The organism is Haliea sp. E1-2-M8 (assembly GCF_030649675.1).
Classification (GTDB): Bacteria; Pseudomonadota; Gammaproteobacteria; order Pseudomonadales; family Halieaceae; genus Haliea.
Genome location: NZ_JAUTDR010000008.1, coordinates 138,114 through 157,780 on the forward strand (window position 1 = coordinate 138,114; position 19,667 = coordinate 157,780).

Genomic DNA, 19,667 nt, shown 5'->3' on the forward strand with positions numbered 1-19,667 from the left:
CCCTTGCGCGGCGGGAACAAGCGCCAGCCATACCGCAATCGCACGCCTCCGGGCCCCAGGGACAACAGACAGGACAGCATGAGCAAGCATACGGATACCAGCAAATTGTGGGGCGGACGCTTCACCGAGGCCACCGATCAGTTCGTCCAGCGGTTTACCGCGTCGGTGCAGTTCGACCAGCGCCTGGCGGAGGAGGACATTCGCGGCTCCCTGGCTCACGCCGACATGCTCTGTGCCGTCGGCGTACTCAGCGAGGAGGAACGACAGCAGATTCACCAGGGCCTGGGGCAGATACGCGAGGAAATCGCGGACGGCGAGTTCCAGTGGTCAGTAGAGCTGGAAGATGTGCACATGAACATCGAATCGCGGCTGACCCAGCTCATCGGCAACACCGGCAAGAAGCTGCACACCGGGCGCTCGCGTAACGACCAGGTGGCCACCGACATCCGCCTGCACCTGCGCAGTGCCATCGACCTTATCGGCGCCGAACTCACCCGCCTGCAGCGCGGCACGATTGCGCTGGCCGCCGACAACTGCGACACCATCATGCCCGGCTTCACCCATTTGCAGACCGCGCAGCCGGTGGTGTTTGGCCATCACCTGCTGGCCTGGAACGAGATGCTGGAGCGGGACCATGGCCGCCTCATGGACTGCCGCGCCCGGCTCAACCAGTCGCCGCTGGGCGCCGCGGCGCTGGCAGGCACCACGTACCCCATCGACCGGGAGCTGACCGCCAGGGCGCTGGACTTCGACCGCCCCACCGAGAATTCCCTGGACTCCGTGTCCGACCGCGACTTCGCCATCGAATTCTGCGCTTTTGCCGCGCTGCTGATGACCCACCTGTCGCGAGTCTCGGAGGAGCTGGTCCTGTGGACTTCCGCCCAGTTCAATTTCATCGAGCTGCCGGACCGCTTCTGCACCGGCTCATCGATCATGCCGCAGAAAAAGAACCCCGACGTGCCGGAACTGGTGCGTGGCAAGGTAGGCCGGGTCAACGGCCACCTGGTGTCCCTGCTGACCCTGATGAAGAGCCAGCCGCTGGCCTATAACAAGGACAATCAGGAGGACAAGGAGCCCCTGTTCGACACCATAGACACGGTGCTGGGCAGCCTGCGGGCCTTCGCCGACATGGTGCCGGCGATCCGACCGAAAGCCGAACCGATGCGCGAGGCGGCGCGGCGCGGCTTTTCCACCGCCACCGACCTGGCCGACTACCTGGTGCGCACAGGCCTGCCCTTCCGCGATGCCCACGAAGTAGTGGGCAAGGCCGTGGCCCACGGCGTGGCCAGCGGCACCGACCTCGCCGACATGAGTCTGGCAACACTGCAGGGATTCAGCCCGGATATCGGCGCCGACGTATTCGAGGTACTGACGCTGGAAGGTTCGGTAGCCGCGCGCAATCACCTGGGAGGCACTGCGCCGCAACAGGTGGCGGCCGCGGCCGGGCGCGCCCTGGCCCGGGTGGATGCCCGGAGCTAGCGCGGACGGTAGCGCAAGCTGGCCTGGAAAGTCACGTCCGGCGCAGTCTCCACCCGGATGTCTTCGGCAAAAGCGAGGTCCAGCGCCCAGTCCGGGCTGAAGCGCCAGCGCGCGCCTGCGGTCAGCAGCAGGGCGGTTCCGCCCAACGCGGTCAGGCCGCTGTCCAGCGGTGCGCTGTGGCTATCAACCTGCAGCAGCAGGGACAGCGAATCCAGCCAGGCCCAAGCCACTCCCACGCCGGCAAACCACAGATCCCGCTCCTGGGCAGGGCCCAGCAGGCCCGAGCGACCCGCGCGCAGGTAACCCGCCTGCCCCTGCCAGCCAAGGCGGCTGCCGGGCGCTGAGCGCTGAGCGCGCAACACCACGAAGGCGTCCTCTGCGCCGCTGCCGAGGAAATCCCGCTCCCGGCCGCTGGCAAATTTGTAGCCGGCCCCGGCGCTGAGCTGCCAGCTGTCGTCGCGGTACAGGGCGCGGTGCAGCGCCAGGGTGATATCGCCGATGCCGCCGGAGGAATCCTGCAGGGCAAAGCTGCCGGAGGCCGACCCGTAGCGATAGTCCAGCAGGTCCCGGGCTACGTCCTTGCGACCACCGTCCGGCATGCCCCAGAGATCGTGCCAACCGTCAATCAGGCCGTCCAGGGAGCCGCCATCCTGGCTCAGCACGGGCAGCTCCAATTGCAGTTCCCAGTGTTCAGCCAGGCCGTAGCGAAGGTCGAAAGCGAGGCGCCAGGTCTCGCCGTCCAGGTTCACCGCCTCGCGGCTGTTGCTGTCCACCGCGAACTGGCTGGCGATGCCGGCGTGGGCGGCGAACTGCCAGCCGCCGGGTGTGGCGAGTTCCACCGCTCGCGGCGACGGCAGCCCGAGCAGGCCGGCAACCGGGCTGAGGTTCTTCGCGTATAGCGGTTCAGAAGCCGCGGCGGGAAATGGCAGAGCCAGCAGGCACCCCAAAAGCCCGGCCAACTGCCGTTTCTGCTCGTACATCCATGCTCTCCCCGACTGTTTTATGCCCGGATAGTACAACGGGCAGGTGACAGATTCTGCCGCAGATTCAGGTATACTGCGCCTTTTTTGAAGCCGGACTAAGCTCCCATGCGCACCCTGTTGCCCACTACTGCTCTCGCCCTGGCGCTGCTAGCCGCGGCGGGCTGCGGCCAGACCGGGCCCCTGCAACTGCCGCCCGGGGAAGCGCCGGCACCAATTGCTGAGCCACAGCCGCAAACGGATGACACAGAAGCTGCGCCCGCGGCGGCAGCGGACCGCAACGGATAATCCAGATCATGAGCAGCTTCCACTATCGCGACGGCGTGCTGTACGCCGAGCAGGTCAGCGTCGACGACATCGCGGCCCGGTTCGGTACACCCTGCTACGTCTATTCCCGGGGCGCCCTGGAGTCGGCCTTGCGCGCCTACCAGAACGCGCTGGCGGACTGGCCCCACCTGATCTGCTACGCGGTCAAGGCCAATTCCAATATTGCTGTGCTGGACGTGCTGGCGCGTCAGGGCGCGGGCTTTGACATCGTCTCCGTGGGCGAACTGGAGCGGGTGCTGGCCGCGGGCGGCGACCCGGCCAAGACCGTTTTTTCCGGTGTCGCCAAGACCGCGGAGGAAATGGCGCGCGCACTGGAGCTGGGCATTCACTGCTTCAACGTCGAATCCGCCGCAGAGCTGGAGGTACTGAATCGCGTCGCCGGCAACACGAACAAGCTGGCCCCTGTATCCATCCGGGTCAACCCGGACGTCGACGCCCGCACCCACCCCTATATCTCCACCGGCCTGCGGGAAAACAAGTTCGGCCTGGGCGTGGCCGACGCCCTGCCCCTGTATCGCCGGGCCGCGACGTTGCCGCACATCGATGTGCTGGGCCTGGACTGCCATATCGGGTCCCAGCTCACCGAATTGAACCCCTTTATCGACGCCCTGCGGCGCCTGCTGCTGCTGGTAGACGAACTGGCAGCGGAGGGCATTGCCATCCGCCATCTGGATCTGGGTGGCGGCCTCGGGGTGCGCTACCGGGACGAGGAGCCGCCGGCGATCGCCGACTACATCGCCGCCATTCGCACCGAACTGGGTGAGCGGCAGCTGCCGCTGGTGTTCGAGCCGGGCCGCTCGATCTGCGCCAACGCCGGCCTGCTGCTGACCCGGGTGGAATATCTCAAGCAAACACCGGAGCACCACTTCGCGCTGGTGGATGCGGGCATGAACGACATGATCCGCCCCGCCCTGTACCAGGCCTGGCTGGACATTCGGCCCAGCCACCCGGCCACTGAAGGGGTGTCGGCGCTGTGGGACATTGTCGGCCCGGTGTGCGAGACCGGGGATTTCCTCGGCAAGCAGCGGCAGCTGACCCTGGCCCAGGGCTCCCTGCTGGCAGTTTTTGGTGCCGGTGCCTACGGCTTCAGCATGAGTTCGAACTACAACAGCCGGCCCCGCGCTACCGAGGTCATGGTCGACGGCGCTGCCGTGTACCAAGTGCGGGCACGGGAAACCCTGGACGACTTGTTGCGGCTGGAAAGCCGTCTCCCGGCCTGAACCGGTGGTGTCGGAATGCTGCTGAACTTCACCAAGATGCACGGCGCGGGCAATGACTTTGTGGTCATCGACCTGATCAGCCAGCGCTACCGGCCGCGGGAGCAGGATATCCGCCTGCTTGCAGACCGCCATTTCGGCATCGGCTGCGACCAGGTGTTGCTGGTCGAGCCCCCGGACAGCCCGGATGTGGATTTCCGCTACCGGATCTTCAACGCCGATGGCAGCGAGGTAGAAAACTGCGGCAACGGCGCCCGCTGCTTTGCCCGTTTCGTGCGCGACAAGCAGCTCACCGGCAAGCGCGTCATCCGCGTCCAGACTGCGGGCGGCGTACTGGAACTGCGGGTGCGTGACAAGCACCGGGTCGAGGTGGATATGGGCGTGCCGGTGTTTGCCCCCGCCGCCATCCCGTTCGCCGCCGCAGCGCAGGCAGATCACTACCCCCTTACCGTCGCCGGCCGGCTGCTGGAGATCGGCGCCCTGTCCATGGGCAACCCCCACGCTGTACTAACGGTGGATGACGTGGACACGGCGGCAGTCGCCACCCTGGGGCCCGCCATTGAGCGCCACCCGGATTTTCCGCAGCGGGTCAACGTCGGTTTCATGCAAGTAGTCTCTGACACGGAGGTCCGCCTGCGGGTGCATGAGCGCGGCGCCGGCGAGACCCTTGCCTGCGGCACTGGCGCCTGCGCCGCGGCCGTGTACGGGATACTGCGCGGCTGGCTGCGGGATACCGTGACAGTGCAGCTGGCCGGCGGTAAGCTTGAGATCACCTGGGCCGGTGCGGGCCATCCCGTCACCCTGACCGGGCCCACCGCCGTCGTGTTTGAAGGCAGTATAAAAATCTGACGCCGCGCTGCGGCCAGTGGAAGCGGAGAGATAACAGACCATGCCAGCGAGAAAGGAAACGGCAGTCCCCTTGGCCAGCCCCGAGTTCAGCGATGAGGCGGTGCGGGAGTACCTGAAAAACCACAGCGATTTCCTCCAGCGCCATCCGGACATGCTGGACTTCCTGCATGTGTCCCACGCCTCCGGCAGCGCGGTGTCGCTGGTGGAAAAACAGGTCAGCGTGCTGCGGGAACGCAATATCGAGATGCGCCAGCGCCTCAATGTTCTCACCGCCAACGCCCGCCACAACGACCGGCTCTATGAGCAGACCCGGCGCCTGGTGCTGGCGCTGCTGGACGCACCATCCCTGCCCGCCCTCTGTGCGGCCTTTACCACGGCCATGCACGAAGACTTCGAGGTGGAGCACGCCAGCATCATCCTGTTCGGCGACAGGCACCAGGCTCCAGAGGGTGTCCGGGTCGAAAGTGCCGAGCGCGCGCGCATCGAAATCGGTGCCCTGCTGCGCGGCCGCAAGGCGCTGTGCGGCCCGCTGCGCAAGGAAGAGCTGAAGTACCTGTTCCCCGATGCCGGTGCGGTCGGCTCCGCGGCGGTCATGCCCCTGGTCGGTGGCGAGGAGCTTGGCGTAATCGCGGTGGGCAGCTCCGACGCCCACCGCTACAGCAGCAGCATGGGCACCCTGTTCCTGCAGCACATCGCCGAGGTGCTGGTGCGCCTGCTGCCACACCTCCGTGCCGACTCCGGCGACTGATGCCCGGCGCGGCCATGCTACTGGCGGATGCCAGCGCTGCCTTCATCAGTTATTTGCGGGATGTGCGGCAACTGTCTCCACATACCATCAGCAACTATCAGCGTGACCTGCTCTCCCTGGTGGACTACTGCGCCGCGCGCCGGTGCGATGATGCCGGCGCCATTCACGAGGCCGATATCCGCGGCTGGGTGAGCCAGCTGCACCGCCACGGCCTCGCTGGCAGCAGCATCCAGCGGGCGCTGTCGGCGGCGCGCTCCTTCTTCAACTACCTGGGCCGGGAGCAGGGCCACAGCCGCAATCCCGCCGCCGCGGTGCAGGCACCGCGCCAGTCCCGGCGCCTGCCCAAGACCCTGGATGCGGACCAGGTCAACAAGTACCTGCAGTTTGCCGCCGACGACCCCATGGCCCTGCGCGACAGTGCGATCGCCGAGCTATTCTATTCCTCCGGCCTGCGCCTGGCGGAACTGGTGGCAATCAATCTGGATGATATCGATCACCCGGCGCAACTGGTGACCGTGACCGGCAAGGGCCGCAAGACCCGCACCATCCCCGTTGGTTCCGTAGCCCTGACGGCAATCGGCCACTGGCTGGCGGTGCGCCCACCCAGTGCCGAGCCGGCCCTGTTTACCAGCAACCGCGGCCAGCGTATCAGCGTGCGCAATGTCCAGGCGCGGCTCAAGCTGCAGGGCCGCCGCGCGGGCATGTACCAGGACGTGCATCCACACATGCTGCGCCACTCTTTCGCCAGTCACATGCTGGAATCCAGCGGTGACCTGCGCGCGGTACAGGAACTGCTGGGGCACGCCAATATCGCCACCACCCAGATCTACACCCATCTGGACTTCCAGCACCTTGCCAAGGTCTACGATGCGGCCCATCCGCGGGCCAGGCGCCGCAAGGCCAAGCCGGACTGAGACCTTGAAGATCGCCGTCATCACCTTTGATCTGGACAACACGCTCTGGGACGTGGAGCCCGCCCTGCTTCGTGCGGAGCAGGCCCAGCGCGAATGGCTGCTCCGGTATCGCCCCGGCTGCATCGAACACCACGATCACGACAGCTTGTGGGAGTTCAAGAAAGCCGTGTGGAAACGCCACCCCGAGCTGGCCCACCACGTCAGCCAGATGCGTATCCGCATGCTCGGGGAACTACAGCGGGCCGCGGGATACAGCGAGGCGGACAGTGAGCGCGGCGCCCTGGGCGCCTTTGCCGCCTTCCTGGAGGAGCGCCACAAGGTGGAGCTGTACGAGGAAGCACTGGACATCCTGCGGCAACTGGCCGGCAGCTACCGGCTCGGGGCGCTCACCAACGGCAATGCCGATATCTACAAGACCGATGCCGCCGAGTACTTTGATTTCGCGTTCCTGGCGGAGGAGATTGGCGCAAGCAAGCCCGCCCCGGACATGTTCCGGGCGGCACTGGCGAAAACCGGGGTGGAGCCCGGGCAGATCGTACACGTGGGGGATAACCCGGAGCATGACATCGTGGGAGCCAGCCGCGTTGGCCTGCGCACTGTCTGGGTCAACCTGCAGGGAGCTTCCTGGAACCGTGCCGACATCGCCCCCGATGCAGAAGTTCTGCGGCTGAGTGAGTTGCCTGCGGCCATCCGCAGCATTGACAGCCCCGGAGCGTGAAAAACAAAAAAAACGGAGGCACATAAGTACCTCCGTAAAGGGGAACCGTTAAAACCTGTGTTTAGTTGGGCGCGTGCTCGGGCAGTGCCTCCAACGCTTTCTCATCCATATCAATAGTGAGCGTGATGTCATCGCCTTCAACGACGCGATCCATCTGATCCCAGTCAATGGCGACATTCCGCTGGCCGCCACCCTTCATGTCACTGCGGCTCACCAGGATCGCAGTGACATTGCCGTCCTTGTCGATCACCAGGTTGGACACTTGGCCCACCTCCTTGCCACTGCGACGATTCTGGACCCTGTGGCCGATGAGGTCAGCAGCGTAAAAGCCGGACCTGGACTTGATGGCGGGATATTCATGCTCGCCTCCGCCACCTGACTCGTCACCGACAACCGGATCTGTAACCACGGCCCCACGATCAGCCTCGTTCCCGGGCACCTGTGCGGCGGCAATCCCGGAACCCAAAAAGGTCACCGAGGCGACCGCTGCGGCCAGTGCCAGGTCAGTAAATTTTTTCATTGCAGCTTCTCCTTGTCCCAGCATGCCACTTTGCACGCCAGACAAACCTGACGGGGAAACTACCCTTCCAATCAAGAATGCAGGGGCCATCATCTACCAGGCGCATGCTCGCGTCTGTGCGGCAGCGTACCGACTGATACCGGGATCACACCTGACTATAAGCCCTCTGCGCAGCACCAACTTTGTATCTGCGGCAGTAGGGCAGTGACTCAAACTGCATCCGGCAAAACCCACCAAGAGTTTTATACATGAATATTTCAATGAAAAGTTTTCCGACCTTCATCCTGGCCGCAATGCTGGCACTGCTGGTCGGCTGCGCATCTACCTCTGACCAGGAAGGCACCGGCGAATATTTCGATGACACTGTGATCACCACCAAAGTGAAGGCTGCAATCTTCGCCGATGACAACCTCAAGAGTGCAGAGATCAACGTCGAAACCTTCAAGGGAGTGGTCCAGCTGAGCGGCTTCGTCAGCTCACAGGCAGACATTAACCAGGCCGTTCGTCTTGCCCGGGACGTCGAGGGTGTAAAGTCGGTTAATAACGATATGAAACTTAAATAGGTACATCAACCGGTGTCTCTCCCGGGCACGGACAGCCTGGGAGCTGACAACCGGGCTTGTTACCAACCGGGAGAATAACATGCTGCAGGCATTCACCGGCACCAACACACCACCCTTGAACGGGACCAACAGCCTGACGGCAGACAGCCTCGTTGGTTGTGCGGTATTCAACTACCAGAATGACAAGCTGGGAGTCATCAAGGAAGTCCTTATGGATGTGGAGCATGGCAACATTGCCTGCATTTTCCTGTCCTATGGCGGCTTTCTCGGCGTGGGAAGTCATATCCTCCCGGTACCTCGGCCCGAATTCGCATTTCACATCACTGAAAAATACTTGCTTCTGGACATGGAACTTGAAGATATCAGATTGAGAGAGCCTGCAATGAACCGGCTGTTCATCGGCCCCGGTTTCAGATAGCGTCTTCCCCGGTTTCACCGGTGCGAATTCGGATCACCTGCTCCATCTCCGTCACGAAAATCTTGCCATCACCTATCTTGCCCGTATTGGCGGCCTTGATAATGGCCTCAATTGTCGCGTCGAGCTGGTCTTCGCTGACGGCAATTTCCAGTTTCAGTTTCGGCAGAAAGTCCACTACATACTCGGCCCCGCGATAGAGCTCGGTGTGGCCGCGCTGGCGCCCGAAACCCTTGACCTCGGTCACGGTAATGCCCTGCACCCCGATATCTGACAGGGCGGCGCGCACATCGTCCATCTTGAAGGGCTTGATAATGGCAGTGACCAGTTTCATCGCGATGCTCCAGCTCGTTCCAAAAAGAACTCATTATGAAAGCCGGGCGCAGAATCGCAAGGGGCGGACACAAAAAAGGGGGCCCGAAGGCCCCCAAAGCACGCATTGCAGCAATGCGCCCGCAAGACGGTGACTATTTCTGGGCGACGAACTCCGGGTAGGCTTCCATACCGCACTCGGACATATCCACCCCTTCGTACTCCTCTTCCTCAGTGACCCGGATACCCATGACAGCCTTGAGGATGCCCCAGGTAATCAGGCTGGCGCCAAAGACCCAGACGAAGATGACCAGCATGCCGACCAGCTGACCCATGAAGGTCGCGTCAGGATCCGACAGCAGCACCGCGAAAATGCCCCAGATGCCGACCACGCCGTGGACGGAGATGGCACCAACCGGATCGTCGATCTTGATCTTGTCCATGGCCACGATGCTGCCCACCACGATCGCACCACCGATCGCACCGATGATCATCGCCAACAGGGGCGAGGGGTCAGCCGGTTCGGCGGTGATGGCTACCAGGCCTGCGAGTGCGCCGTTCAGGGCCATGGTCAGGTCCGCCTTGCCAAAGACGAGGCGAGACAACAGCAGGGCTGCAATCAGACCGCCGGCGGCGGCGGCATTGGTGTTCAGGAACACGTTGGCAACTTCGTTGGCAACCCCGATACCGCCCAGCTTGAGGGTGGAACCACCGTTGAAGCCGAACCAGCCCATCCACAGGATGAATGTGCCCAGGGTCGCCAGCGGCATGTTGGCACCGGGGATGGCGCGTACCGACCCGTCGGCAGCGTACTTGCCTTTCCGTGCGCCCAGCAGCAGGACACCGGCCAGGGCCGCAGCAGCGCCAGCGAGGTGCACGATTCCGGAGCCGGCGTAGTCGCTGTAGCTCAGTTCACCGATAAAGGGTACCGGCTTGCCACCCCAGGTCCAGCCGCCCTCGATCGGGTAGATGACACCGGTCATGACTACCGCAAAGGCCAGGAAGGCCCACAGCTTCATGCGCTCGGCCACGGCACCGGAGACGATGGACATGGCGGTGGCGACAAATACCACCTGGAAGAAGAAGTCCGAGGCGCCGGAGTACACCGAGTCGCCGTCGAAACCCGCTTCCGCGGAATCCGCCAGTACCGCGGCAATCGCCGCTTCGTCCATCTGCGCTACCGTGGTCACGCCGGACAGGAAGAAACCCCCGTCGTACATGAACTGGTACCCGCAAATCAGGTACATGGTGCAGGCCACCGCGTACAGGGCCACGTTCTTGGTGAGAATTTCGGTAGTGTTTTTGGCACGCACGAGGCCCGCTTCCAGCATGGCGAAGCCAGCCGCCATCCACATCACCAGCGCGCCGCACACCAGAAAGTAGAAGGTGTCCATCGCATACTGTAATTCAAAAATCTGGTTTTCCATGGGATTTACTCTCGTCTGTTAGTCGCGTTGGTTTCAGATGGCGTCTTCGCCGGTCTCGCCGGTTCGAATCCGTATCACCTGTTCCAGTGTCGACACGAACACCTTGCCGTCACCGATCTTGCCGGTGTTGGCCGCTTTGGTTATGGCTTCGATGGTTTGCTCAGCCATGGCCTCGGCGACGGCCACTTCGATCTTGACCTTCGGGAGGAAGTCGACGACATACTCGGCGCCGCGATACAGCTCGGTGTGGCCTTTCTGGCGACCAAAGCCCTTGACCTCGGTCACAGTGATGCCCTGCACACCTATCTCCGAGAGCGCTTCGCGTACATCGTCCAGTTTGAATGGCTTGACGATAGCCGTGATTAATTTCATGCAAATCTCCTGGTTTCAACAGGGCGCCCCGGAGGGCGCCATTGGGGTCGATCCCGACGCGCTCAGAAGCTCTTCGAGATGGAGAACACGACGCGATCATCGGCGGCATCGACATCGTCGAGGTCGGTACCGATGAAGGCGAGGGCGAAGTCCAGCTCGTAGGCGCTGTAGCCCAGGGTGATACCGTAGTCCATATAGGTATCGGCACCGTCCTCCCAGAAATCGTCCTGGTCGGTGTCGGTGTAACCGATATTGAAGCCGACGCTGAACTGCTCACTGAGGCTCATGGAGTAGCCCGCGGAGTAGTAGATGTAGGTGGGGCCGCCATCGCCGAACTCATCGGAGTAGTTGACGCCAACGCTGAAATCCGCGTAGCTCAAGCCGAGCGCAAACTCGAGATAGTCGAATTCCGGCTCGTTCTCGTAGTCGTAGTAGATGAAACCGATGTCGTAGCCCAGGCCGCCGCCGGTTTCGCCGGCGAACCCGCCGTAGTAGTCCATCTCGGTGGAGGCGTCGCCGCCAAAGTTGATATTGGACCCCCAGATGCCAGCGTACAGCCCGGTCTCACCGGCCCAGTCGAAGCCGCCCTGGATGGCCCCGCGCTCGCCGGTCTGGGAGATGCCGCGGAAGGTGTAGTCCGTTGCCAGGGTCACGTTGGCGCCGATCTCGGCCTGGGCAGAAGCAGCACCCAGCAGCACGACAGCGGCGATGGAAGCGGGAAGCAGTTTCTTGTGCAACATGTTTCATTCTCCTTGGGTTGGTGTCCGGAAGCTGCAGGTCCTGGCCTGGGATCACTTCCGTGACACATTTTTCAGATTCGCAACAGGCCTTAAGCAGGCCCTGTGCCAGGAGAACAAAAATCTATTAAAAACATTGGGTTGGATAAACATCGCCGGCTTGTCTGTGCGCTGGCAGACGCTACGAGCGCAAGTGGCGCGCACCATTTCAATGCATTGCCCATCATTGGTGCACAGAGATGATCTGTGCCCGACCCGGCAATTGCACTACACTGGTCGTGCTATTACTGCTTCGAGGACACGCGCGCCATGGCCCTGAAACCCCCACCGCTGGGCGACATCCTGCAACAGATGAACGGCCTGGCCCAGTCGGCACTGGGCAAGCTGGAGATGGTGAGCCGGGAAGAATTCGATGCCCAGGCGGCCATCCTTGCGCGCACCCGGGCACGGGTCGCGGACCTGGAGGCGGAGCTGGAAGGCTTGACCAGGGAATTCGAAGCCCGGCAAGCAAACAACTAACGGTCAGCCCCTGCGGGGCGAGCTCAAGGATGAGCCATGGAACTGTCAGTTATCTACAGCCGCGCCGGGGTCGGCATTGCCGCGCCCCTGGTGCAGGTGGAGACCCATCTTGGCAATGGCCTGCCTGCGTTCAACATCGTCGGGTTGCCGGAGACCGCGGTGCGCGAGAGCCGTGACCGTGTTCGCTGTGCCCTGCAGAATTCCCATTTCGAGTTTCCGGACCGGCGCATCACGGTGAACCTGGCGCCGGCAGACCTGCCCAAGGAGGGCGGGCGTTTTGATCTGCCCATTGCTCTCGGCATCCTGGCCGCCTCCGGCCAGCTTCCCGCCGCCAGTCTCCCGGGCCACGAATTCATCGGTGAACTGGCTCTCGGCGGCGCAATCCGCCCTATCCCCGGTATCATCCCGGCAGCCCAGGCCTGCACGGCCGCGGCACGCAGGCTGGTGACGCCGGCAGACAACGCAGCCCTGGCCGCAGTGGTGCCGGGCAGCCGGATCATCGGCGCCGTGGATCTGCTGACCCTGTGTGCGCATCTCAACGGCCGCCAGCCGCTGCCGCCGACCCCGCCCACCAACCCGCTGCGGGACTCTGCGGTGCACTACCCCGACCTTGCGGACGTGGCCGGCCAGAGCCTGGCTCGCCGCGGGCTCGAAGTCGCCGCCAGCGGCGGTCACAACCTGCTGCTGTGCGGCCCGCCCGGGACCGGCAAGACCCTGCTCGCGAGCCGACTGCCCGGGATCCTGCCGCCACCGGACCCGGAGGAGGCCCTGACCTGCGCCGCTCTGCACAGCTTCTATGACAGCACCAGCCTGGAGCATCTGGGGCAGCGCCCCTTCCGCAGCCCGCACCACAGCGCGAGCGCCGCGGCCCTGGTGGGCGGTGGTGCCCGCCCCCGGCCCGGTGAGGCCAGCCTCGCCCACGGCGGGGTACTGTTTTTGGACGAGCTGCCCGAATTCAGCCGCCAGGTGCTGGAGATGCTGCGCGAGCCAATGGAGGCCGCCGCCATCACCCTGTCGCGAGCCAACCACAAGTTCACTTACCCGGCCCGCTTCCAGCTCGTCGCCGCCATGAACCCCTGCCCCTGCGGATTCCACGGCGACGACCAGCAGCCCTGCCGCTGCAGCCCGGACCAGATCCAGCGCTATCGCCAGCGCCTGTCAGGACCGCTGCTGGACCGGATTGACCTGCACGCGGAGGTGCCGCGACTGGATGCCGCAAGCCTGCTGCGGGAGAGAACGGCGGGGGAAAGTTCAGAGTCGGTACGACTGCGGGTTATCGCGGCGCGCAGCTGCCAGCTGGAACGGCAGGGCTGCACCAATGCCGTGTTGTCCGATGAGCAGTTCCGGGAGCTTTGCCGCCTGCAGCCGGCGGCGCGGCGCCAGTTGGAGCAGGCCGCCGACGCCATGCACCTGTCGGGGCGCGGCCTGCACCGCAGCCTGCGGGTCGCGCGCACCCTGGCGGACATGGCCGGAGTTGCCACCATCGACTGCGGTCACATCGCCGAGGCACTGGCCTTCCGGCAGCAGGCCGCGCGGCCCTGAGGCAGGACACTCAGGCCGCTGGCGCCACCCCCATGAACTTGCTCTGGACGATGCGGAAGCGGTTACTGACGAAGGCGAGGTCGGCGAGACAGGCATTGCCCGCCGGGTTGAGCCCGGTGACATGGAAATCGGAATAGGCCGCGGCAAAATTGATCGGCATGCCGGTCAGGTTGCAGGCCACCGAGGCGCCGGCGGCGTGATAGGCGTCCACCGCCCGGCCCAGAAAGGCCGGGTCCGTGGAGTAGACGTGGGAGGTGATGGCGCCGCAGTCGCGGGCATTGCCGGTGGCGTCCGCCAGGCAGGCCTCCAGGCTGTCGTTGGCGATGATGAATGACACCGGGCCAAAGACTTCCTGCCGGTACCAGTCCCGGTCGGCCTCGGTCGCCGCGATCACCAGCGGGGTGGCAGTGCGCGCCGCGGGGAAGCCCGGATTGTCGTAGGGCGCAGAGTCACGCAGGATCCGGCCCCCCGCCAGTTCGCGATAGCGATCCACATTGGCCTGCACTGTGGGGTCGAACAGGGTGCCGCAGAGTGTCGCCGCCGCGCGCGGCTCCGCCAGCCAGTGGTCCACCGCGGCACAGATGGCCTGCGCCACATCCGCATGCGAGACGGTCTCACCCCCAACCTGGATGCCCGCCGCAGGGATGTGGATATTCTGCACGCTGGTACACATCTGCGCCGAAGCCTGGCACAGGGAGTGGGCAATCGCCCGGGCGGTGGCGGTGAGGTCGTCGGTGGACTCCAGCACCACCGAGTTGCAACCCGCGGTCTCGGTGTAGACCAGCTTGCCCGGGCAGTTCTGCTCCAGCCAACTGCCAAAGCGGGGGCTGCCGGTGAAGTCGATGATGGCGGTGTCGGGATGCTGGACCAGGGGCAGGGTCGCGGGCTCCGCCCGCGTGTCTGCCGCCAGGGTCACCAGGTTGGGGTCAAAACCCGCCTCCGCCAGCACCTCGCGACAGACCTTTGCCACCATGGCCACCGGCAGGGTTGCCGCCGGATGCGGCTTGAGGATCACCGGATTGCCGGTAGCCAGCGAGGCGCAGAGTGCCGGGTACGTGTTCCACAGCGGGAAGGTGGCGCAACACACCACCACGCCGATGCCCCGCGGCAGCAACCGATAGCGTTTCTCCAGACTGGCCACACCATCGCGGCCGAACTGCCGTTCCCAGTGCGCGGTGGCGGGTACATCCTGCATCGCCTTGTGGGCATAGGCCAGCGCTTCCAGACCCCGGTCCAGAGCGTTGGCACCGCTGCCGGCAAAGGCCATGACGTAGGACTGGCCGGAGGTGTGCATGGTGGCATGGGCATTTTCGAACAACTGCTCGCCACAGCGCTGGAGAATTTCCAGGCACACCCCCACCCGTGCTTCCGGGCTGGCCGCGGCCCAGCCAGGGCGCGCGACATTGATGGCAGCGAACAGCCCTTGCGGGTCCATCTGTGGGTAGCGCACGCCCAGTGGCTCACCGGTATAGGGCGAGACTTCCTCGCCGACACGGCCGATCTCGCCTGGCTGCAGCAGCGGAAAATGCTGCCCCAGCAGGCTCTCGAAGCGCGCCAGACCGGCGGCGGGCTTTTCCTCGCCGTGGATCTTGCTGCTGGGGTTCTCTGGCCAGCCGCTCCAGGCGTAGCGGTGGGCACAGGCGTCCAGGGCCTTGGTCAACAGATCCTGGTGTTTTTGCAACAGGGCAGTCATGCGGAGTCTCCAATGGTGAAATCGACGTGATGGGCGCGCAGCTCTTCGCCGCAGTGGTTACAGACCACTTCGCCATGCAGGTTCTCGCCGCAGAGGGTGTGGGTCAGGCACATGGGACGGCCGGCACCGGTGGCATCGCACCATTTATCGCCCCACTGCAGCAGGGTCAGGAAGTAGGGAAACAGATCCCAGCCCTTTTCGGTCAACTCGTAGGCATAGCGCACCGGGCGCTGCTGGTAGGGTTGGGTGGCAAACACACCCTTGCGCACCAGGAAACGCATCCGATCCGAGAGAATATTGGTCGCCACCGGCAATTCCTTGTGAAACTCGTCGAAGCGCTGCAGGCCGTGAAAGGCCAGGGCAATCACGTTGGCGGTCCAGCGGTCGCCGACCAGGTTGATCAGGTTGCGGTAGACGCTGTGCTCACCGGGCACCTCGATGGCAGACAGGGACGAGCGCCGGCGCACCTTCTTGTCGCGGACATCCCGGGTGGCGCCGGGACCGGGGTGATAGCTGACGTCCCGGCCATGTACGTCGCGGCGGCAGCTACTGCAGCGCAGGCGCGGCTGCAGCGGCTGGCCACAGCTGCGATGCAGCAGATACACCTTGCCGTCTGGTGGTGGCGGGTGATGTTTCTCCTCCCACACCACGGCCATCAGGGCATGCTGATAAAGATCTATCGACTTGCGGGTCAGATGATACACAGGATGGCGAGGGTCCCCACCCGCGGCGCGCTTGCGCAGGCAGTCCACGGATTGCAGCCACTTGAGGCGGTTGGAGAGCACTCCCCGGGAAACTCCGGTCGCCTCGAGCATGCCGCTGAAGGTGTTGATGCCCCAGAACACCTCCTGGATGATCAGGATGCACCATTTGTCACCGATCTGGTCGAGGGCCCGGTTGATGGAACTGGCGCGGGTCCTCAACTGGTGCATGGCGGCCCCTCCTGCAGGGCAAATGGAAGCTCTGTAGGCACGCTTTCAGCTACAGTTGAAGTGGAGCACCAGGGCGGCGTCCAGATCGCGCGACTGCCCCAGACTGATGCTGCCAGCGCCGCGCAACAGGAGTTCATCGCGATGCACGAAGACGGCATCGTCGTCGTCCAGATACACAAAAGTACCGTTGGTGGATGCGTCCGCCAGCACGAAAAAACCGCGCCGGTATTCGAGGGTGGCGTGGTGGCGGGAAACCCATTCGGCCTCCACCACCACGTCCGCCGTGGCATCGCGCCCCAGCACCAGCGGCTGGCTGAATTCGCCCAGCGTTACCGTGTGATCGCGGTAGTCCAGGGCCAGCCGGGTGTCGTGGCGGGTTTCGGCAAGGGCTGCCGGGCCCTGAAAGCTGGTGACGTTGGTCGTGTCGTCCTTCCAGACAATGTCGACGATATCCAGTAACTGCCGTTTGCCGGGCATCCGCGCCTTGCCCAGGCTACGCGCCCGGACAGTGTCAGGGCCAAGGCCGCGCACGGACTCCGCGGTGGTAATGATCTGCTCGCGCTTGGCCAGGCTGGTCATGCGGGCGGCGATATTCACCGCCACGCCGAACACATCGTGCTCTTCCTGCAGCACGTCCCCATGGTGCAGGCCAATGCGCAGGGCCAGACGCTCACGGCGGCAGACTGCCTCCCCACTGATGCGACGCTGCATCTCAATCGCCGCCGCGACGCCCTGGTCGGCACAGGAAAAGGTGGCCATGATCTCGTCGCCGATAGTCTTGACCACTTCGCCATGGTGAGCTGCCACCACCTCCGCGCACACGCTCAGCAGCGTCTGGATCATCTCCCGCGCCACCTCATCGCCTCGCTGTTCAAACAGACGCGTGCTGCCGCTGATATCAGCGAAGACAATGGTGAGGGGTGCGCGATTCATTGACGCGGATGATAGGCGAAAGCGGGACTCACCTCCACCGCCCCGGCGGGGAGGCAACCCGGCAACCCGGGCTGCCTCGCGGCACTTCAAAAACTTTTGGTCACGGTGACACCGGCAGTGCGCGGCGGCATGTAGTACTCCGAGGTCACGCCGGTGGGATCGACGATGCGGTTGGTAATCTGCAGTTCATCGTTGAGGTTCTTGCCCCAGAGATCCACCGCCAGGGAACCGTCGGCACTGGTCCAGCTGACACTCGCGTCGATCAGCTCCACGCTGCCCTGGCGCTCCACCGGCCGGTTCTGGGGGCCGGTGTAGTACTCGTCTTTCCAGCTATAGCTGAGCCCGAAATCCACTGCGCTGCCATTGCCGAGATTGACCCGGTAATTGGCGCTGCTGGTGAGTGAACCCTCTGGCGCAAACGGCAGTTCGCGGTCTGCCAGGTCCACGCCATTGGAGTTGATGAACTCACTGAAGGTGGCATCGCTCCAGTTGTAACTGGCACTCAGGGTGAAGTTCTCGAAGGGCACGACATCAAAGGATGCCTCCACCCCGCGCGATTCGGCCTGGGCGTTCAGCAGCACCAGCAGGAAGCGGCTGTTGAGCTCAAACACCTGCAGGTCCTTGTAGTCCATGTCGTAGTAGGACAGGTTGAACTGCAGGCGCTTGTCCCACCAGGAGGACTTCATGCCCACTTCGATATTCTCGACGGTTTCCGGATCTACCGGCTCCGCAGCCACACTGGCAAGGTTAGTCTGGGACTGGAAGGCGCCGCTCTTGAAGCCTTCCGCGTAGGTGGCGTAGAACATCAGGTCATCGCTGGGCCGCCAGGCCAGGGACAGCTTGTGGGTGACCTCGGACCAGGAGTCGTCTGCAGACACCGGCGCCGCAAAGGAGGGCAGGATCAGGGGCACACCGGACGGTGTGGTATCCAGCAGGTCGATGGAGTTCTGGGTGATCTCCTTTTCGTCCTCGGCCCAGCGCACCCCGTAGGTCAGCGTCAGCTGTTCGGTGAGGTCATAGTCCGCCTGGCCGTAGACCGCGTAGCTGGTAGTGGTGTTGTCCTGGGTGAAGAGCACGTCGCCGACACCGGCCAGCCCCAGGCCCTGCAGCGGCGTGCTGTACTGGGTGTAGAACTCCTCGGCCCGCTCCACATCCTCTTCCATGAAGAAGGCGCCGGCCAGCCAGTTCAGCCGCTCGCTGTCGCCGGCGAGACGGAACTCCTGGGAAAATTGCGAGGCCTCTTCCTCGGCACCGTTGACCACGTTGCCGGGCGCGGTGAAAAAGCCCGGGGGCAGCGGCACGCCGGGAGGCGAAGGCGCGCTCAGGTTATTGAGGGGGATACCGGTGAGATCATCCACCCAGTTGTAGTCGCTGGAGCGCCAGGCGGTGATGGAGGTCAGGCTTGCCCAGTTCAGGTCGACTTCAAAGCGGCCCATCAACCCTTCGACCACCCGCTTCTGCGAGGTGTCGAACTGCGATGTACAGTTGCGATCATCTTCCATGTAGCGCTCGGACATGCCGATGCGCCAGAACGGGGCCAGGCCGGCAATCGCCGAGTCCACGTTCTGGATGTGGCGGCAGGGGCCGTTGGTTTCGTCGCGGGCATAGTCCGCCGTCAGCAGCAGGTCCACGCGCTCGCTGATGTCGAACATCAGCTGGCCCCTGGCGCTGACCGCGCGGGCGTCGTCCATCTTTTCTCCGGAGTTGCCCGCGCCAAAGCTCTCGCCAATGATCGGGCTGTTGGAGAAGTTTCCGGCCGTATTGATATCGGCGGGGGTGATCACGTTGCGGCCGTAACCTTCCCGGTCACGGAAGGAATAGACCAGCTTGCCGGCGACCTTGTCGGTGAGGCCGCCGCTGGCCAGGCCCTGGAAGTGGCGCAGATCGTCACTGCCGCCCGAGACCCGCACCCGCAGTTCGGTTTCCTGGGAGGGGCGCGAGGTGACGATATTGATCGCGCCGCCATTGGTGTTCTTGCCGTACAGGGTGCCCTGGGGACCGCGCAGGATTTCCACCCGCTCCAGGTCAAACAGGTCAAAGCCCACGCCGCCGGTCCGGCCGATGTAGACCTCATCCAGAAACACGCCTACCGCCGGGTCACTGCCCGCCGAATCCGAGCTGTTGCCGATGCCGCGAATGTAGATGCGCGGCTCGCCAATGCTGAACTGGTTGTAGGTGAGCCCCGGGGTACGAAAGGCAATATCGTTGAGGCCGCTGATCTTGCCGACCTCGATGTCATCACCGGCCAGGGCAGCTACAGACAGGGGCACATCCTGGATACTCTGGGCGCGCCGTTCGGCGGTCACCACAACCTCTTCCAGCTGTTGCTGGGCAGAGGCCATCATGGGCAAGGCCAGTGGGAGTACTGCGAGGGCGTGAATGGCGGCGCGGAGTGTATTGGTGGTCATAGAAGCCTCGAGCAAAGTTATCAGTTATAGTGACTTGCATTAATGAACCTAGTTTATCGCAA

21 protein-coding genes are annotated in these 19,667 nt (G+C 64.0%); 11 read left to right on the top strand and 10 right to left on the bottom strand.

All coding sequences use genetic code 11. From position 1 onward, the window contains the following. Positions 1 to 78: 78 nt before the first annotated feature. Positions 79 to 1,479: an argininosuccinate lyase gene (gene argH, locus Q6D67_RS08755; protein WP_304705220.1), complete on the top strand. Its 1,401-nt coding sequence runs from the start codon at positions 79 to 81 to the stop codon at positions 1,477 to 1,479. Here the strand turns inward: argH and Q6D67_RS08760 are convergent. Beyond that, entirely contained in the window at positions 1,476 to 2,459 is a 984-nt protein-coding gene (locus tag Q6D67_RS08760; RefSeq protein ID WP_304705221.1) for a DUF3187 family protein, read from the bottom strand. The two genes, argH and Q6D67_RS08760, sit on opposite strands and share 4 nt — an antisense overlap. Before the next feature lie 108 nt (positions 2,460 to 2,567). Between Q6D67_RS08760 and Q6D67_RS08765 the strand changes: the two genes are divergently transcribed. From Q6D67_RS08765 to Q6D67_RS08790, 6 genes are read left to right on the top strand one after another with little or no spacing between them, the layout of a single operon-like run. After that, the gene (locus Q6D67_RS08765; protein ID WP_304705222.1) at positions 2,568 to 2,747 is read left to right on the top strand and encodes a lipoprotein; all 180 of its coding nucleotides are present in this window, start codon (positions 2,568 to 2,570) and stop codon (positions 2,745 to 2,747) included. Between the two features lie 8 nt (positions 2,748 to 2,755). Then, complete coding sequence (lysA, locus tag Q6D67_RS08770) at positions 2,756 to 4,006, top strand: diaminopimelate decarboxylase (RefSeq protein ID WP_304705223.1); 1,251 nt, start codon at positions 2,756 to 2,758, stop codon at positions 4,004 to 4,006. A 15-nt stretch (positions 4,007 to 4,021) separates the two neighbouring features. Beyond that, the gene (gene dapF / locus Q6D67_RS08775) at positions 4,022 to 4,852 is read left to right on the top strand and encodes a diaminopimelate epimerase (RefSeq protein ID WP_304705224.1); all 831 of its coding nucleotides are present in this window, start codon (positions 4,022 to 4,024) and stop codon (positions 4,850 to 4,852) included. 40 nt (positions 4,853 to 4,892) lie between these two features. Continuing rightward, a complete protein-coding gene (locus Q6D67_RS08780; protein ID WP_304705225.1) occupies positions 4,893 to 5,600 on the top strand; it encodes a DUF484 family protein in 708 nt (235 codons plus the stop codon). Beyond that, complete coding sequence (xerC, locus tag Q6D67_RS08785; RefSeq protein WP_304705226.1) at positions 5,600 to 6,514, top strand: tyrosine recombinase XerC; 915 nt, start codon at positions 5,600 to 5,602, stop codon at positions 6,512 to 6,514. Before Q6D67_RS08780 ends, xerC begins: the two co-directional genes overlap by 1 nt. Before the next feature lie 4 nt (positions 6,515 to 6,518). After that, positions 6,519 to 7,232 carry an HAD family hydrolase gene (locus tag Q6D67_RS08790; RefSeq protein ID WP_304705227.1) on the top strand — a complete coding sequence of 238 codons (714 nt, stop codon included), beginning with the start codon at positions 6,519 to 6,521 and terminating at the stop codon, positions 7,230 to 7,232. A 61-nt stretch (positions 7,233 to 7,293) separates the two neighbouring features. Here the strand turns inward: Q6D67_RS08790 and Q6D67_RS08795 are convergent, their stop codons facing one another. Next, on the bottom strand, positions 7,294 to 7,752 hold the full coding sequence (locus Q6D67_RS08795; RefSeq protein ID WP_304705228.1) for a PRC-barrel domain-containing protein: 459 nt from the start codon (positions 7,750 to 7,752) through the stop codon (positions 7,294 to 7,296). Positions 7,753 to 8,000: 248 nt separating this feature from the next. Between Q6D67_RS08795 and Q6D67_RS08800 the strand changes: the two genes are divergently transcribed. Together Q6D67_RS08800 and Q6D67_RS08805 are read left to right on the top strand one after the other, a co-directional pair. Then, the gene (locus Q6D67_RS08800; protein ID WP_304705229.1) at positions 8,001 to 8,315 is read left to right on the top strand and encodes a BON domain-containing protein; all 315 of its coding nucleotides are present in this window, start codon (positions 8,001 to 8,003) and stop codon (positions 8,313 to 8,315) included. A gap of 79 nt (positions 8,316 to 8,394) precedes the next feature. Continuing rightward, a complete protein-coding gene (locus tag Q6D67_RS08805; protein ID WP_304705230.1) occupies positions 8,395 to 8,733 on the top strand; it encodes a PRC-barrel domain-containing protein in 339 nt (112 codons plus the stop codon). On the opposite strand, the gene glnK (Q6D67_RS08810) is transcribed toward Q6D67_RS08805, so the two are convergent. The 4 genes from glnK (Q6D67_RS08810) to Q6D67_RS08825 form a co-directional block, all read right to left on the bottom strand. After that, positions 8,726 to 9,064, bottom strand: coding sequence for a P-II family nitrogen regulator (gene glnK / locus Q6D67_RS08810; protein ID WP_304705231.1), 339 nt, complete (start codon positions 9,062 to 9,064; stop codon positions 8,726 to 8,728). The genes Q6D67_RS08805 and glnK (Q6D67_RS08810) overlap by 8 nt on opposite strands. A 133-nt stretch (positions 9,065 to 9,197) precedes the next feature. Then, on the bottom strand, positions 9,198 to 10,469 hold the full coding sequence (locus Q6D67_RS08815; protein WP_304705232.1) for an ammonium transporter: 1,272 nt from the start codon (positions 10,467 to 10,469) through the stop codon (positions 9,198 to 9,200). Positions 10,470 to 10,502: 33 nt separating this feature from the next. Further along, positions 10,503 to 10,841, bottom strand: a complete 339-nt coding sequence (glnK, locus tag Q6D67_RS08820; RefSeq protein ID WP_304705233.1) for a P-II family nitrogen regulator — start codon at positions 10,839 to 10,841, stop codon at positions 10,503 to 10,505. 62 nt (positions 10,842 to 10,903) lie between these two features. Further along, a complete protein-coding gene (locus Q6D67_RS08825; protein WP_304705234.1) occupies positions 10,904 to 11,581 on the bottom strand; it encodes a TorF family putative porin in 678 nt (225 codons plus the stop codon). Between the two features lie 306 nt (positions 11,582 to 11,887). Here Q6D67_RS08825 and Q6D67_RS08830 point away from each other — a divergent pair, with 306 nt between their 5' ends. Continuing rightward, complete coding sequence (locus tag Q6D67_RS08830) at positions 11,888 to 12,097, top strand: accessory factor UbiK family protein (RefSeq protein WP_304705235.1); 210 nt, start codon at positions 11,888 to 11,890, stop codon at positions 12,095 to 12,097. 36 nt (positions 12,098 to 12,133) lie between these two features. Continuing rightward, on the top strand, positions 12,134 to 13,639 hold the full coding sequence (locus Q6D67_RS08835; protein WP_304705236.1) for a YifB family Mg chelatase-like AAA ATPase: 1,506 nt from the start codon (positions 12,134 to 12,136) through the stop codon (positions 13,637 to 13,639). Between the two features lie 10 nt (positions 13,640 to 13,649). On the opposite strand, the gene paaN is transcribed toward Q6D67_RS08835, so the two are convergent. From paaN to Q6D67_RS08855, 4 genes are all read right to left on the bottom strand, one after another. Next, positions 13,650 to 15,332, bottom strand: coding sequence for a phenylacetic acid degradation protein PaaN (gene paaN / locus Q6D67_RS08840; RefSeq protein ID WP_304705237.1), 1,683 nt, complete (start codon positions 15,330 to 15,332; stop codon positions 13,650 to 13,652). Beyond that, positions 15,329 to 16,264: a helix-turn-helix domain-containing protein gene (locus Q6D67_RS08845; RefSeq protein WP_304705238.1), complete on the bottom strand. Its 936-nt coding sequence runs from the start codon at positions 16,262 to 16,264 to the stop codon at positions 15,329 to 15,331. Before Q6D67_RS08845 ends, paaN begins: the two co-directional genes overlap by 4 nt. A gap of 45 nt (positions 16,265 to 16,309) precedes the next feature. Then, positions 16,310 to 17,197, bottom strand: coding sequence for an adenylate/guanylate cyclase domain-containing protein (locus tag Q6D67_RS08850; protein ID WP_304705239.1), 888 nt, complete (start codon positions 17,195 to 17,197; stop codon positions 16,310 to 16,312). An 86-nt stretch (positions 17,198 to 17,283) separates the two neighbouring features. Next, entirely contained in the window at positions 17,284 to 19,605 is a 2,322-nt protein-coding gene (locus tag Q6D67_RS08855) for a TonB-dependent receptor (RefSeq protein ID WP_304705240.1), read from the bottom strand. Between the last annotated feature and the right edge of the window lie 62 nt (positions 19,606 to 19,667).

Bases quoted from the DNA above. Each gene is read 5' to 3' on its own strand.
- Q6D67_RS08765 (WP_304705222.1), top strand. From the start codon at position 2,568: ATGCGCACCCTGTTGCCCACTACTGCTCTCGCCCTGGCGCTGCTAGCC.
- paaN (WP_304705237.1), bottom strand. From the start codon at position 15,332: ATGACTGCCCTGTTGCAAAAACACCAGGATCTGTTGACCAAGGCCCTG.
- argH (WP_304705220.1), top strand. From the start codon at position 79: ATGAGCAAGCATACGGATACCAGCAAATTGTGGGGCGGACGCTTCACC.
- Q6D67_RS08835 (WP_304705236.1), top strand. From the start codon at position 12,134: ATGGAACTGTCAGTTATCTACAGCCGCGCCGGGGTCGGCATTGCCGCG.
- Q6D67_RS08805 (WP_304705230.1), top strand. From the start codon at position 8,395: ATGCTGCAGGCATTCACCGGCACCAACACACCACCCTTGAACGGGACC.
- Q6D67_RS08830 (WP_304705235.1), top strand. From the start codon at position 11,888: ATGGCCCTGAAACCCCCACCGCTGGGCGACATCCTGCAACAGATGAAC.
- Q6D67_RS08845 (WP_304705238.1), bottom strand. From the start codon at position 16,264: ATGCACCAGTTGAGGACCCGCGCCAGTTCCATCAACCGGGCCCTCGAC.
- Q6D67_RS08780 (WP_304705225.1), top strand. From the start codon at position 4,893: ATGCCAGCGAGAAAGGAAACGGCAGTCCCCTTGGCCAGCCCCGAGTTC.
- glnK (WP_304705233.1), bottom strand. From the start codon at position 10,841: ATGAAATTAATCACGGCTATCGTCAAGCCATTCAAACTGGACGATGTA.
- lysA (WP_304705223.1), top strand. From the start codon at position 2,756: ATGAGCAGCTTCCACTATCGCGACGGCGTGCTGTACGCCGAGCAGGTC.
- xerC (WP_304705226.1), top strand. From the start codon at position 5,600: ATGCCCGGCGCGGCCATGCTACTGGCGGATGCCAGCGCTGCCTTCATC.
- Q6D67_RS08760 (WP_304705221.1), bottom strand. From the start codon at position 2,459: ATGTACGAGCAGAAACGGCAGTTGGCCGGGCTTTTGGGGTGCCTGCTG.
- Q6D67_RS08795 (WP_304705228.1), bottom strand. From the start codon at position 7,752: ATGAAAAAATTTACTGACCTGGCACTGGCCGCAGCGGTCGCCTCGGTG.
- Q6D67_RS08825 (WP_304705234.1), bottom strand. From the start codon at position 11,581: ATGTTGCACAAGAAACTGCTTCCCGCTTCCATCGCCGCTGTCGTGCTG.
- Q6D67_RS08850 (WP_304705239.1), bottom strand. From the start codon at position 17,197: ATGAATCGCGCACCCCTCACCATTGTCTTCGCTGATATCAGCGGCAGC.
- Q6D67_RS08855 (WP_304705240.1), bottom strand. From the start codon at position 19,605: ATGACCACCAATACACTCCGCGCCGCCATTCACGCCCTCGCAGTACTC.
- glnK (WP_304705231.1), bottom strand. From the start codon at position 9,064: ATGAAACTGGTCACTGCCATTATCAAGCCCTTCAAGATGGACGATGTG.
- Q6D67_RS08800 (WP_304705229.1), top strand. From the start codon at position 8,001: ATGAATATTTCAATGAAAAGTTTTCCGACCTTCATCCTGGCCGCAATG.
- Q6D67_RS08815 (WP_304705232.1), bottom strand. From the start codon at position 10,469: ATGGAAAACCAGATTTTTGAATTACAGTATGCGATGGACACCTTCTAC.
- dapF (WP_304705224.1), top strand. From the start codon at position 4,022: ATGCTGCTGAACTTCACCAAGATGCACGGCGCGGGCAATGACTTTGTG.